Annotated in this window: 12 protein-coding genes; 9 read left to right on the top strand and 3 right to left on the bottom strand. The window is 66.2% G+C overall.

Annotation, left to right across the window (positions count from 1 at the left end; all coding sequences use genetic code 11):
• The first annotated feature begins 32 nt into the window (after positions 1-32).
• The 3 genes from ASC83_RS06790 to ASC83_RS06800 all read left to right on the top strand — a co-directional run bounded on the left by ASC83_RS06790 (position 33) and on the right by ASC83_RS06800 (position 3,936).
• Entirely contained in the window at positions 33-1,280 is a 1,248-nt protein-coding gene (locus tag ASC83_RS06790; RefSeq protein ID WP_056059711.1) for a phenylacetate--CoA ligase family protein, read from the top strand.
• Positions 1,281-1,626: 346 nt separating this feature from the next.
• The gene (locus ASC83_RS06795) at positions 1,627-2,613 is read left to right on the top strand and encodes a tripartite tricarboxylate transporter substrate-binding protein (RefSeq protein WP_056059714.1); all 987 of its coding nucleotides are present in this window, start codon (positions 1,627-1,629) and stop codon (positions 2,611-2,613) included.
• Between the two features lie 240 nt (positions 2,614-2,853).
• Positions 2,854-3,936 carry a tripartite tricarboxylate transporter substrate binding protein gene (locus ASC83_RS06800; protein WP_342212237.1) on the top strand — a complete coding sequence of 361 codons (1,083 nt, stop codon included), beginning with the start codon at positions 2,854-2,856 and terminating at the stop codon, positions 3,934-3,936.
• Positions 3,937-4,046: 110 nt separating this feature from the next.
• Here ASC83_RS06800 and ASC83_RS06805 read toward each other — a convergent pair whose 3' ends face one another.
• Together ASC83_RS06805 and ASC83_RS06810 are read right to left on the bottom strand one after the other, a co-directional pair.
• Entirely contained in the window at positions 4,047-4,361 is a 315-nt protein-coding gene (locus ASC83_RS06805) for a DUF1840 domain-containing protein (protein ID WP_056059719.1), read from the bottom strand.
• Between the two features lie 9 nt (positions 4,362-4,370).
• Positions 4,371-5,657, bottom strand: a complete 1,287-nt coding sequence (locus ASC83_RS06810) for a class I SAM-dependent methyltransferase (protein ID WP_056060070.1) — start codon at positions 5,655-5,657, stop codon at positions 4,371-4,373.
• Between the two features lie 113 nt (positions 5,658-5,770).
• On the opposite strand from ASC83_RS06810, the gene ASC83_RS06815 reads away from it, so the two are divergent.
• The 6 genes from ASC83_RS06815 to ASC83_RS06840 are packed head-to-tail and all read left to right on the top strand — an operon-like array spanning position 5,771 to position 12,750.
• Positions 5,771-8,131 (top strand): bifunctional salicylyl-CoA 5-hydroxylase/oxidoreductase, encoded by a 2,361-nt coding sequence (locus ASC83_RS06815; protein ID WP_056059722.1) that lies wholly within the window; start codon positions 5,771-5,773, stop codon positions 8,129-8,131.
• A gap of 2 nt (positions 8,132-8,133) precedes the next feature.
• Positions 8,134-8,625 (top strand): MarR family winged helix-turn-helix transcriptional regulator, encoded by a 492-nt coding sequence (locus tag ASC83_RS06820; RefSeq protein ID WP_056059723.1) that lies wholly within the window; start codon positions 8,134-8,136, stop codon positions 8,623-8,625.
• Positions 8,622-9,476 carry an enoyl-CoA hydratase family protein gene (locus ASC83_RS06825; RefSeq protein WP_056059725.1) on the top strand — a complete coding sequence of 285 codons (855 nt, stop codon included), beginning with the start codon at positions 8,622-8,624 and terminating at the stop codon, positions 9,474-9,476. Before ASC83_RS06820 ends, ASC83_RS06825 begins: the two co-directional genes overlap by 4 nt.
• 4 nt (positions 9,477-9,480) lie before the next feature.
• On the top strand, positions 9,481-10,677 hold the full coding sequence (locus ASC83_RS06830) for an acyl-CoA dehydrogenase family protein (protein WP_056059727.1): 1,197 nt from the start codon (positions 9,481-9,483) through the stop codon (positions 10,675-10,677).
• Between the two features lie 4 nt (positions 10,678-10,681).
• A complete protein-coding gene (locus ASC83_RS06835; protein WP_056059729.1) occupies positions 10,682-12,349 on the top strand; it encodes an AMP-binding protein in 1,668 nt (555 codons plus the stop codon).
• A gap of 2 nt (positions 12,350-12,351) precedes the next feature.
• Positions 12,352-12,750: a RidA family protein gene (locus ASC83_RS06840; protein ID WP_056059731.1), complete on the top strand. Its 399-nt coding sequence runs from the start codon at positions 12,352-12,354 to the stop codon at positions 12,748-12,750.
• Here the strand turns inward: ASC83_RS06840 and ASC83_RS06845 are convergent.
• Positions 12,695-13,663, bottom strand: a complete 969-nt coding sequence (locus ASC83_RS06845; RefSeq protein WP_056059733.1) for an EamA family transporter — start codon at positions 13,661-13,663, stop codon at positions 12,695-12,697. The two genes, ASC83_RS06840 and ASC83_RS06845, sit on opposite strands and share 56 nt — an antisense overlap.
• Positions 13,664-13,689: the final 26 nt, after the last annotated feature.

Below are 13,689 nucleotides of genomic sequence, written 5' to 3' on the forward strand. Positions count from 1 at the left end.
TCACTCAAACAACCTCACAAGGAAACCCAGGCATGAGCACGTTCTATGACGCCCTGGAAACACGCAGCCCCGCAGAGCGCGAAGCGGCGCTGATGGCTGCGCTGCCGCAGCAGATCGCCCATGCCCAGAAGGCATCGCCCGCTTTTGCCAGCATCCTGGCTGGTGTGGATGCCACCACCATCACCGGCCGCGCAGCCCTGGCGCAGCTGCCCGTCACGCGCAAGTACGAGCTGCTGGAGCGCCAGCAGGCAGGCCGCGCGGCCAACGTGTTTGGCGGGTTCAGTGCACTGGGCTTCGGGCCGGGTATGACCCGGGTTTTTGCCAGCCCCGGCACCATCTACGAGCCCGAGGGCACGCGTCGCGACTACTGGCGCATGGCGCGGGCGATCCACGCAGCGGGCTTTCGCAGCGGCGAGTTGATCCACAACAGCTTCAGCTATCACTTTGTGCCTGCGGGTTCGATGATGGAGACCGGCGCCCACGCGCTGGGCTGCACTGTCTTCCCCGGTGGCACGGGCCAGACCGAGCAGCAAGTGCAGGCCATGGCCGAGCTGAAGCCTGCGGGCTACATCGGCACGCCCAGTTTTCTGAAAATCATCGTCGAGAAGGCTGCAGAGATGGGCGTGGCGCTGCCCACCGTCACCAAGGCCCTGGTGTCGGGCGAGGCCTTCCCGCCCTCGCTGCGCGACTGGTTTGCCGAGCGTGGCATCGCGGGCTACCAGTGCTATGCCACCGCCGACCTGGGCCTGATTGCGTATGAAACCTCGGCCCGCGAAGGCCTGGTGCTAGATGAAGGCGTGATCGTCGAGATCGTGCGTCCCGGCACGGGCGACCCCGTGCCCGAGGGTGAGGTGGGCGAGCTGGTCATCACCACGCTCAACCCTGACTACCCGCTGATCCGCTTTGGTACTGGCGACCTGTCGGCGGTGCTGCCGGGCCAGTGCCCCACCGGCCGCACCAACACCCGCATCAAGGGCTGGATGGGCCGGGCCGACCAGACCACCAAGGTGCGCGGAATGTTCGTGCACCCCGGCCAGATCGCCACCATCGCGCGGCGCTTTCCACAGGTGCAGCGCGCCCGGCTCGTGGTCAGCGGCGAGATGGCCAACGACCAGATGGTGCTGCAGGTGGAGACCACCGAAACCGCCGAGGGCCTGGCCCACCAGCTCAGCGACGCCATCCGCGAAGTGACCAAGCTGCGCGGCGAGGTGCAGATGGTGCCCCCGGGCACACTGCCCAACGATGGCAAAGTCATCGAAGACGCGCGCAGCTACAAGTAGCCCCTGAGAGCCCGCTGACGTTCTCGCAGGGGCCGCAGGAGCGCTGCGTGAGCCGGTGCTGGCAGCGCCGGCACGCATGCTAGCGCCCAAAAGATGTGCATGCACATCAATGGCCAGGACATCGCGCCTGCACTTGCGACAGCGCAAAACATGTCCACTTTGCGTGCCGGGGTACCGCAGTGTTTACCCTTACAAATGCTATCTTTTGAATAGCATTCAAGCCAATAAATATCTGCGCTACAGACCTTTTTGGCTTAAAGACCATATGGCTTGTGTGCTACGTACTATCCGCAATGTTGCCGGAAATGCCCCTCGCTATCATGGCCCGTCATTTACAGGAGCACCCATGAAAACAACGCTGAAACTCGCCCTCGTCGCTGCCGCTGCAGTGGCCGCCTTTGGCGCCCATGCGCAGGATTTCCCCGCCAAGGACAAGACAGTCACCCTGGTGGTGCCCTTTGCGGCGGGTGGCCCCACCGACCGTGTGGCGCGCGACCTGGCCGAGGCGCTGCGCAAGCCTTTGGGCGCGACCGTTGTGGTGGACAACACCGCCGGCGCAGGCAGCTCGATCGGTGCCGCCCGCGTAGCCCGCGCCACACCCGATGGCTACACGCTGCTGCTCAACCACATCGGCATGTCCACCATGCCTGCGCTGTACCGCAAGCTGTCGTTCAGCGTACCCAACGACTTTGAATACCTGGGCATGGTCAACGAAGTGCCCATGACGCTGATCGCTCGCCCCACCATGCCCGCCAACAACTTCAAGGAGTTGACCGCCTGGATCCAGCAGAACAAGGGCAAGATCAACCTGGGCAACGCGGGCCTGGGCGCGGCCTCGCACCTGTGCGGACTGATGTTCAAGTCCGCCCTGCAGACGGACATGACGGATGTGCCTTACAAGGGCACGGCCCCTGCCATCACCGACCTGATCGGCGGCCAGATCGACCTGCTGTGCGACCAGACCACCAACACCACCAGCCAGATCGAAGGCAAGAAGGTCAAGGCCTATGCCGTGACCACCGCCAAGCGCCTGACCACGCCTGCGCTCAAGGACCTGCCCACCCTGGCCGAATCCGGTCTGAAGGACTTCAACGTGAGCATCTGGCACGGCCTGTACGCCCCCAAGGGCACACCAGCCGATGTGCAGAAGAAGATCAACGAAGCCCTCAAGGTCGCGCTGAAGGACCCTGAGTTCATCAAGAAACAGGAAGCCCTGGGCGCCGTGGTCATCACCGACAAGCGCATCGATGGCCCGGAACACAAGAAGTTTGTGGCGGCTGAGATCGACAAGTGGGGCGCCGTCATCAAGGCCGCTGGCACCTACGCGGACTGATGCTTTCGCACCCGGCAGGGCTCTGAACGCAGCCCTGCCAGCCCCTCCAAAAAAGCCGCCGCGTTGCGGCTTTTTTTGTGGGTGCGTGGCGGGTTATTGATCGCACCATGCGCAAGACATAGCGCCTGGCAAATCCCATGCGCCGACAGGATTGGGGTTATCCATCTGCCCCCACTGCGCCAACGCGCGTAGAACCAGGGCAGACCTATCTCCTCCCCCCGACATCAAGGATCGATCTCCATGGCACGCACTCCCCCCCACGCACCCACTCGCCCATCCGGTGCGACAGTCGCCGTGCACCCACTTCGTGCGCGACGTCGCCAGGCGCTGACCCTGGCCGCCAGTGCGCTGGCACTGGCCTGCGCGGCGGCGCTGCTGCCCACCATGGCGCGCGCCCAGGGGGCGTGGCCCACCAAGCCGGTGCGCATCGTCGTGCCCTTTGCGCCCGGTGGCACGACCGACATCCTGGCCCGCGCCATGGCGCCCGAGCTGTCCAAGGCCTTCGGCCAGCAGTTCATCGTGGACAACCGTGCCGGCGCCGGCGGCAATGTGGGCGCGGAGATCGTCGCCAAGTCGCCCGGCGACGGCTACACGCTGTTGATGGGCACCGTGGGCACCCACGGCATCAACCGTGCGCTGTACGCGAAGCTGCCGTACGACCCCATCAAGGACTTTGTGCCCATCACCATGGTGGCGGCTGTTCCCAATGTGATGGTGATGAATGCCGACAAGGCCAAGGCCCAGGGCATTCACAACGTGCAGGATTTCATCCGGGTGGCCAAGGCCAACCCCGGCAAGATGAACATGGCCTCCAGCGGCAACGGCACATCGATCCATCTGGCTGGCGAGCTGTTCAAAAGCATGACCGGCACCTTCATGCTGCACCTGCCCTACCGTGGCTCGGGCCCGGCGCTCATGGACATGGTGGCGGGCAATGCGGACGTGATGTTCGACAACCTGCCCTCGTCCATGGCGCAGATCAAGGCCGGCAAGCTCACCGCGCTGGCCGTGACCAGCTCCGAGCGCTCGGGCGCACTGCCCGATGTGCCCACCGTGGAGCAGGCGGGCGGCCCCACACTCAAGGGCTATGAAGCCAGTTCCTGGTTCGGCCTGCTGGCCCCGGCGGGCACACCCGCCGACATCGTCAACCGCATCCAGCAGGAAGTCGCCAAGTCACTGGCCACGCCCGCCATGAAGGAGCGGCTGCTGGCACAAGGCGCCATCCCCGGCGGCAACACCCCGGCCGAATTTGCCAAGCACATCGACAACGAGCACAAGAAGTGGGCGCAGGTGGTGAAGACGTCGGGGGCCAAGGTGGATTGATGGTTGGCGCCACCGCATCAGCCGTGGCGCGAGCATTGGCTGCGGCGCCAGCCGAACGTATGCAGCCAAGCTAACAACGCTCGCTAGCGGCAGACGCACTCGCGATCAGGTCACACACCCCACACCACATCCACATCCGCCGCAGCACTGCGCTTGAGCATCTCGATGAACGGCGCAGCGCGCTGGCGCAGGCGCACGGCCTCGTTGATTTCTTCAGCCGCGGCCTCATCGTTTTCCTGGGCTTCGGGCTGGGCTTCGTCGGCGATCACGGCCGCCTCCAGCGCGGCAATGGCGCCGGGGATCTGGGCAGCGGTCACGATGCCGCTGGCGCCGGGTGTCTTGCCGATGATGGTCACGATCTGGCGCCCCTGGGGTTCGAGCATGATCAGGTCGGCGGTGGCGCGGGATTTGAATTTGTAGAGCATGGTCAAGGCCTATCGGAAGAGGTTGCCAGGGTCCGCATACATGTAGTCGCGGGTGAACGGATAGCTCGATTGTGCGCCGGGCAAAAGGCCTCTGGCCGTGTCGCCATCCGGCTTGATGGCCAGCATCTGGTGCAGCGCCATCCAGCCACGTTCAAAACCCAGGGCGCTGCCCGCAAGGTACAGGCGGTACGCACGCAAGACCTTATCACCGTGCTCCTCCCCTCCTTGTGCGACCAGCACCTCACGGGCTGCAGGCAATCGGGCTTCGAGCCCGTCGGACCACGCCCACAGCGTGCGCGCATAGTGCGGGCGCAGGTTCTCGGTGTCCACCATCTCCAGGCCCGCGCGCGCCATGTCGTGCAACACCGCGCTCACATGCAAAAGCTCGCCGCCGGGGAAGATGTACTGCTCGATAAAGTCACCCATGCCTGCGCCCAGCTGCGCGTTGTCTGCGCCCCCGGCCGTGATGCCGTGGTTCAGCACCAGCCCGCCCGGGCGCAGCAGGCGGGCCACGGTTTCAAAGTAACGCAGCATCTGTGCGCGGCCCACATGCTCGAACATGCCCACCGACGCGATCTTGTCGAAGGGCTGCTCCACCTGCAGCTCGCGGTAATCCACCAATTGCATGCGCACGCGCCCCTGCAGCCCACGCTCTTCAATGCGCCGCTGCACATGCGCATGCTGGTTGCGCGACAGCGTGATGCCCGTGGCATCCACGCCGTAGTGCTCAGCCGCCCACAGCAGCAGGCCACCCCAGCCCGCGCCAATGTCCAGGAACCGGTCGCCGGGCTGCAGCTGCAGCTTGCGACAGATGTGGTCGAGCTTGGCCTCCTGGGCCTGGGCGAGCGTCAGGTCCGGTGAACGGTAATAGGCGCACGAGTAGACGCGGCGCGGATCCAGCCACAGCGCGTAGAAGTCGTCCGACAGGTCGTAGTGAAACTGCACATGGCGCGCGTCGTGCGCCAGCGTATGCGCAGCCATGGACCGCGCCCTTGCTAGCACCCTCTGCCACCAACCATGGTGCTGGTCGCGGGCCGGGTCGCGGGTCAGCAGGCCTGCAGCGGCGGCCATCAGGTCGCGCATGCCGCCTTCCAGCGCCACGCGCCCCTCGACGATGGCAGCCCCCACATTGCCGATCTCGCCCGTGGCCAGCGCCACCAGTGCCATGCGGTCACGAAAGCGCAAGGTGACGGCGGGCTCGGGCGCGCCCAGTTGCTGGCCCGCAGGCAACTGGACTGCCATCGGCACCGGCAAGGCCGCCAGCCGCCCCTCCAAGGTGTGCAGCAAGTGCTTCATGCGGCGCATCTTGAAAAATTTGCTGCACTGCGTCAACACCCCGCAATGGCATCAGGGGTTTCGCCGGGAAGGCCCCATTGACAGTATTTTGTTTAAGCCTAAACTATTTTGGCATGAACATCCTCTGCATTGGCGGTGGGCCCGCCGGTCTCTACTTCGCCCTGCTCATGAAGCAGCAAAACCCCGCGCACCGCGTCACGGTGGTCGAACGCAACCGGCCGTTCGACACCTTCGGATGGGGGGTGGTACTGTCGGACCAGACGCTGGCCAACCTGCAGGCGGCCGACGCGCCCACGGCAGCCCTGATCGGCGACGCGTTCAACCACTGGGACGATATTGAAGTGTTCTTCAAGGGGCGCAGCGTGCGCTCCACCGGCCACGGCTTCTGCGGCATTGGCCGCAAGCGCCTGCTCAACATCCTGCAGGACCGGTGCCTGGCGGTGGGCGTGGAGCTGGTGTTCGAGACCGACGTGGCCGACGACCAGGCGCTGGCTGCGCAGTACAACGCCGACCTGGTCATCGCCAGCGACGGCCTCAACAGCCGCATCCGCACCCGCTACGCAGCCACCTACCAGCCAGACATCGATCTGCGCCAGTGCCGCTTCGTATGGCTGGGCACCAAGAAAAAGTTCGACGCTTTTACGTTTGCTTTCGAGCAGACCGAGCATGGCTGGTTCCAGGCCCACGCCTACCAGTTTGACGCCGACACCTCCACCTTCATCGTCGAAACGCCCGAGGCCGTGTGGAAGGCCCACGGCCTGGACCAGATGGAGCAGCCCGAGGCCATTGCATTCTGCGAAAAGCTGTTTGCCCAATACCTGGACGGCAACGCGCTCATCAGCAACGCCACGCACCTGCGCGGTTCGGCCAACTGGATCCGTTTTCCGCGTGTGATCTGCAACACCTGGGTGCACCGCGAAGCCATCGACAGCAAGCAGGTGCCCATCGTGCTGATGGGCGACGCAGCGCACACGGCGCATTTCTCGATTGGCAGCGGCACCAAACTCGCACTGGAAGACGCCATCGACCTCGCCAACGAGTTCGCCACCGGCCTGCCCATCGACGAAGTGCTGCAGCACTACGAGGCGCGCCGCAGCGTGGAGGTACTCAAGATCCAGAACGCCGCGCGCAACAGCACCGAGTGGTTTGAGAACGTGGCGCGCTACGCCGGCATGCCGGTGGAGCAGTTCACGTACTCGCTGCTCACGCGCAGCCAGCGCATCAGTCACGAGAACCTGCGGCTGCGCGATGCCGCGTGGCTGGAGGGCTATGAGGCCTGGCTCGCGGGTGGCAAGGCAGCGATTCCCCCCATGCTCACGCCGTTCACTTTGAAAGGCCTCACGCTCAAGAACCGCATCGTTGTCTCGCCCATGGCCACCTACAGCGCAGTCGAGGGCGTGCCGCAGGACTTTCACCTGGTGCACCTGGGCGCGCGCGCCCTCGGCGGCGCGGCGCTGGTGATGGTGGAGATGACCAGCCCCACACCCGAGGGTCGCATCACCCCCGCCTGCCCCGGCCTGTGGAACGACGCACAGCAAGCCGCCTTTGCGCGCGTTGTCAACTTTGTGCACGGCAGCAGCACGGCCAAGATCGGCCTGCAGCTCGGCCACAGCGGCCCCAAGGGTTCCACCCGCGTGGGCTGGGAGGGCACGGACGAGCCGCTGGAGGCGGGCAACTGGCCCCTGCTGGCCGCCAGCCCCATCGCCTATGGCGCGCAAAACCAGACACCTGCCGCCATGACCCGCGCCGACATGGACCGCGTGACTGCCGCCTTTGCGGACAGCGCCCGCCGCGCCGTGGCCTGCGGCTTTGACTGGCTGGAGCTGCACTGCGCCCACGGCTACCTGCTCGCCAGCTTTTTGAGCCCCGCCACCAACCAGCGTACCGATGCATACGGCGGCAGCCTGGAGAACCGCTGCCGCTACCCGCTGGAGGTGCTGACCGCGCTGCGCGCCGTGTGGCCGGCCGACAAGCCGCTCTCCGTGCGTATCTCTGCGCACGACTGGCTCCCTGACGGAAATACTGCCGACGACGCCATCGCCATTGCGCGCTTGTTCAAGGCGGCAGGCGCAGACCTGATCGACGTGTCCTCCGGCCAGACCACACGCGACTCGCGCCCGGTGTATGGACGCATGTACCAGACGCCGTTTGCCGACCGCATCCGCAACGAGGTGGGTATTGCCACCATGGCGGTGGGCGCGATCACCGAGGCCGACCACGCGAACAGCATCATCGCCGCCGGCCGTGCCGACCTGTGTGCCATCGCGCGCCCCCACCTGGCCGACCCGGCCTGGACGCTGCACGCCGCCGCGCAGTTGAGCCCCGTGGCCGCAGCGCACACCGACTGGCCGGTGCAGTATCACAGCGGCCGCGACCAGATGCTGCGCGAAATTTCCAAGCAAAAGCAGGCACAAGCGCTAGTGAATCAAGCGCAAGCAGCTACCAAAAACAGAGCATCCGAGGAAGAAGGCTAGCCATGGACCTCGAAGCCCGCCTGCACGGCGCCGCTCCCAGTGAACACCCCGAGGCCCTGCGCCTGTGGCTGCGCCTGCTCACCTGCACCCAGCTCATCGAAAAACAGGTGCGCAGCCACCTGCGCGCGCAGTTCGACACCACCTTGCCACGCTTTGACCTGATGGCCCAGCTGGAGCGCGCGCCAGACGGCATGAAGATGAAGGAACTCTCGCGCCGCATGATGGTGACGAGCGGCAACATCACCGGCATCACCGACCAGCTCGTGGCCGAAGGGCTGGTGGAGCGCATGGACGTGGAAGGCGACCGCCGCGCGTACCTGGTGCGCCTCACGCCGCAAGGCCGCGAGCAGTTCAACACCATGGCGCGCCAGCACGAGCAATGGATCGTCGAGGCCTTCGCCACGCTGGGCGAGCGCGACATCGCCACCTTGTACCGCCTGCTGGGCAAGGTGAAAGAACACACACAAAACAATTCTTTGGAGACAGCCGAATGAAACACTACATCGGGGCGAGCAACCCCATGCGCGAGCAGTTCAACCCAGAGGCCCGCTACGTGGCCGAGCATTTCGCGTGGAGCTTTGATGCTGGCGTGGGCACCGTCACGCTCAACCGGCCCGACCGCAAGAACCCTCTCACCTTCCAGAGCTATGCCGAGCTGCGCGACTTCTTCTACGCGCTGCGCTTTGCCACCGATGTGAAAGCCATCGTTGTCACGGGTGCGGGCGGCAACTTCTGCTCGGGCGGCGACGTGCACGAGATCATCGGCCCGCTCACCACCATGACCATGCCCGAGCTGCTGGAGTTCACGCGCATGACGGGTGACCTGGTGAAAGCCATGCGCGCCTGCCCGCAGCCCGTGCTGGGCGCCATCGACGGCATCTGCGCCGGTGCGGGCGCGATGATGGCGCTGGCCTGCGACATGCGCTACGGCACCGAGGCCACCAAGACCGCCTTTTTGTTCACCCGCGTGGGCCTGGCCGGTGCCGACATGGGCGCCTGCGCACTGCTGCCGCGCATGATCGGCCAGGGCCGCGCCAGCGAACTGCTGTTCACCGGCCGCGCGATGACGGCGCACGAGGGTCTCGCCTGGGGCTTCTTCAACGATTTGTATGAGAGCGCTGACCTGCTGGCCAACGTGCAGGCCACGGCGCGCACGCTGGCCGACGGTCCCACCTTCGCCCACGGCATGACCAAGACCATGCTGAGCCAGGAGTGGAGCATGACCATCGAGCAGGCCATCGAAGCCGAAGCGCAGGCCCAGGCCATCTGCATGCAGACCGAAGACTTCCGCCGCGCCTACGAAGCGTTCGCCGCCAAGCAAAAGCCCGTGTTCCAGGGAGATTGAACCCATGCACGTTGCAACGCCCCCGGCCCCCCGCCCGCCCTCGACGGCGCACCTGGCCCTGCCCTTCTTCGACGACGCCCACCGCGCGCTGGCCGAGGGCCTGGTGCCCTGGGCTGCCGCACAGCAGGTCGATGAAACCGACGACCGCGCCGCCTGCCGCGACTGGGTGCAGCGCTTGGGCGCGGGCGGCTGGCTGCGCTACTGCGTGCCTGCCGCACACGGCGGCGCGCTGCCTGCGCTCGACTCGCGCGCGCTGGTGCTGCTGCGCGAGACGCTGGCCTACCACTCGCCGCTGGCGGACTTTGCGTTTGCGATGCAAGGACTGGGCAGCGGTGCGATCACGCTGGCGGGCAGCCCCGCGCAGCAGGCGCACTACCTGCAAGGCGTGGCGCGTGGCGAACTGATTGCTGCGTTCGCGCTGAGCGAGCCCGAGGCGGGGTCGGATGTGGGCGCTATGCAAACCATAGCTGCCAGCACAGATTCGACTAGCGCTACAGGCACTTTTTGCTTGAACGGCACCAAGACCTGGATCAGCAACGGCGGCATCGCCGACTTCTACTGCGTGTTCGCCAAGACCAACCCGAGCGGCGGCACGCGCGGCATCAGCGCCTTCATCGTCGATGCGAACACGCCGGGCCTGGACGCCTCGCGCCATATCCATGTGATGGCGCCCCACCCGCTGGCCACGCTGCAGTTCACCAACTGCAACGTGCCCGCCACCGCGCTGCTGGGCGACGAGAACGGCGGCTTCAAGCTGGCCATGCGCACGCTGGACATTTTTCGTGCGTCGGTGGCCGCCGCGGCCCTGGGCATGGCGCGCCGCGCACTGGCCGAGGCCGTGCACCACGCCCGCCAGCGCCGCATGTTCGGCCAGACGCTGGCGGACTTCCAGCTCACCCAAGCCAAGATCGGCGAGATGGCCGCGCTGGTGGACAGCGCCGCGCTGCTCACCTACCGCGCGGCCTGGCTGCGCGACACGGGCCAGGCGCGCGTGACTGCCGAAGCGGCGATGGCGAAGATGACCGCCACTGAAAACGCCCAGCGCGTCATTGACATGGCGCTGCAGCTGCACGGCGGGCGCGGCGTGGAAGTGGGCAGCAAGGTCGAATCGCTGTACCGCGACATCCGCTCGCTGCGCATTTACGAAGGCGCCACCGAAGTGCAGCAGCTCATCATCGGTAAGGCCGTTTTGCAGGAGTAATCGCATGAAAGCCCCCTCCGCCCAGCCCGACCATTTCGTGCACGACCGCATGCCGCCGCCCGAGGCCTGGCCCACGCTGCGCTACGACCTGCCGGAGCTGCAGATCGCCAACCAGGCCAACCTGGTGCAGGCGCTGTTAGACCAGGCCGAACGTGCGGGCCACATCGACCGCCCCCTGTTGCGCGGCCCGCACCGCACGTACACCTACCGCGACGCCCGCACCGAGGCCGCGCGCATTGCCGAGGTGCTGACGCAGGACCACGGTCTCGTGCCCGGCAACCGCGTGCTGCTGCGCGGCGGCAACACGGTGGAGATGGCGCTGGCCTGGCTGGGCACGGTCTACGCCGGTCTGATTGCGGTGGCCACCATGCCCCTGCTGCGCGCGGTAGAGCTGGGCAGCATCATCGACCGCGCCCAGCCCACGCTGGCGCTGTGCGACGGCCGCCTGCTGGCCGAGCTGCAAGCCGCGCAGACGCAGCACCCCGTGCTCGCCACCATCGTGCCCTTCCACACAGCGCCAGATGCGGCCGACCTGCTGCAGCGCGCGCAGGGCAAGCCCGGCACCACGCCGCCCTGCCCCACGTCGGTGGACGACATCGCGCTGATGGCGTTCACCTCGGGCACCACAGGTTCCCCCAAGGCGGCCGTGCACACGCACCGCGATGTGCTGGCAGGCTGCGAGGCCTGGCCGCGCCATGTACTCAAGGCCACGCCCGATGACATCGTGGCGGGCTCGCCGCCCCTGGCGTTCACCTTTGGCCTGGGCGGCTTGCTGGTGTTTCCGATGTGGGCCGGGGCCAGCGTGTACTTTCCGGACCAGCCCTATACGCCCGAAACCATGGTGCGGCTGATGCGCGATGCGGGCGTGACCATCTGCTACACCGCCCCCACCTTCTACCGGCAGATGGCACCCTTTGCCAAGCAGATCGGCCTGCCCCAGCTGCGCACCAGCGTGAGCGCGGGTGAGGGGCTGCCCGACGCGACGCGCCAGCTGTGGAAGGAGGCGACCGGTCTGGACATGACGGACGGTATCGGCGCCACGGAGATGTTCCACATCTTCATTTCCTCGCCCGGCGGTGAGAGCCGGCGCGGCGCCATCGGCAAGGTGGTGCCCGGCTACATCGCCAAGGTGGTGGACGACGATGGCAATGAGCTGCCACGCGGCACCGTGGGCAAGCTCGCGGTGATCGGCCCCACGGGCTGCAAGTACCTCGACGACCCGCGCCAGGCCAAGTACGTGAAGGATGGCTGGAACTACCCCGGCGATGCGTTCACGCAAGACGCGGACGGCTACTTCTTCTACCAGGCGCGCGACGATGACATGATCATCACCGCCGGCTACAACGTGGGCGGCCCCGAGGTGGAAGACGCCCTGCTGCGCCACCCGGCCGTGGCCGAGTGCGGGGTGATCGGCGTGCCCGACGAAGAGCGCGGCATGGTGGTCAAGGCCATCTGCGTGCTCAAGCCCGGCCACACCGGCGACGCCGCCATGGTCAAGACCCTGCAGGACCACGTGAAGGCCACCATCGCCCCGTTCAAATACCCACGCGTGGTGGAGTTTGTGACAGCCCTGCCACGCACCGAAACCGGCAAGCTGCAGCGTTTCAAGCTGCGCCAGGGTGCGGCCGCATCACCCTCCGCCACATCGCCCACTTCCACAAAAAAAACATGACGATGAAAAACACCCTTTTGCAGCCCGAAGGCTGGGTCACCCCCAAAGGCTACGCCAACGGCGTGGCCGCACGCGGCACCATGGTCTTCACCGGCGGCCAGATCGGCTGGAACGCGCAGCAGCAGTTTGAGAGCGACGACTTCATCGCCCAGACCAGGCAAACCCTGCTGAATGTGCGTGCGGTGCTGGAGGCTGGTGGCGCGGGCCCCGAGCACCTGGTGAGGCTGACCTGGTATGTGACCGACCGCAACGAATACAACAGCCGCCTGAAGGAGCTGGGTGCTGTCTACCGCGAGGTGCTGGGCAAGAACTTTCCGGCCATGGCCTGCGTGCAGGTGGCGGGGCTCATGGAAGAGCGCGCGAAGATCGAGATTGAAGCAACCGCTGTAATCCCGGACTGAGCTTTTCCAGCCACCGCTGCAGCGCTTGCCCGTACAGAATGAACGCCAGCGCCGCCCCAATCAACGGCAGCGCGGCAAACACCCAGCCCGTGAGCAGCTCGCCCCCCAGCGCCACGCCCACCAGCAAAGCCACCGCAGGGTTCACAAACGAATAGCTGCCCGCCAGCGCGGCCGACGTGTTCTGCAGCAGCCACAGGTACGCATTGAGCGCCACCAAGGTGCCAAACACCAGCAGATAGACCCACGCCGCCCACGACTTGGCAGTGACCTGGCCCAGGGCGCTCAACGGCTCAAACCACAACGCCACCACCAGCCCCATGGCGCCCCCCGCAAACCACTGCGCGGCCGATGCCATGGCGGGCGCAGGTAGCGACAGCTTGCGCGATGCATACGAGCCCACACTCCAGCACAGCGGCGCACCAAAGGCCAGCAGCGCACCGAGCCAGGTGGCTGAAAAGTCGCCCTCCAGCGCCAGCAGCAGCGCACCCACCACGCCCAGCGCCAGGCCGATCCAGCTGGTGAACGGCACGCGCTCGCCGCCCCAGCGCGACCACAGCGCCAGCCACATCGGCATGGTGGTGACCACCGTGGCCATCAGGCCCGAGCCAATGCCCAGCTTTTGTGCAAAGCCCATCAGGTTCATGGCCAGAAACACCATGCAGCCGCCCACCACCGCCGAGTTGCGCCATTGCACCCACGTGGGCAATGCATGGCCTTGCCACAACGCAATCAGCAGCATCACCCCCCCTGCACACAGAAAGCGGATCGCATTCATCAGCAGCGGCGGCATGCTCTGCAGCGCAATACCAATGGCGAAATAGGTAGTGCCCCAGACGATGTAGACCAGGAGCAGTGCCATGGCCACCGCCCCTTTGCGCTGTGCATGGGCTTGCGCATTGAAAATTGCCGGCATATTCTTCACCTGACCGAATAATTTAT

Source organism: Acidovorax sp. Root402 (genome assembly GCF_001425125.1).
GTDB lineage: Bacteria > Pseudomonadota > Gammaproteobacteria > Burkholderiales > Burkholderiaceae_C > Acidovorax > Acidovorax delafieldii.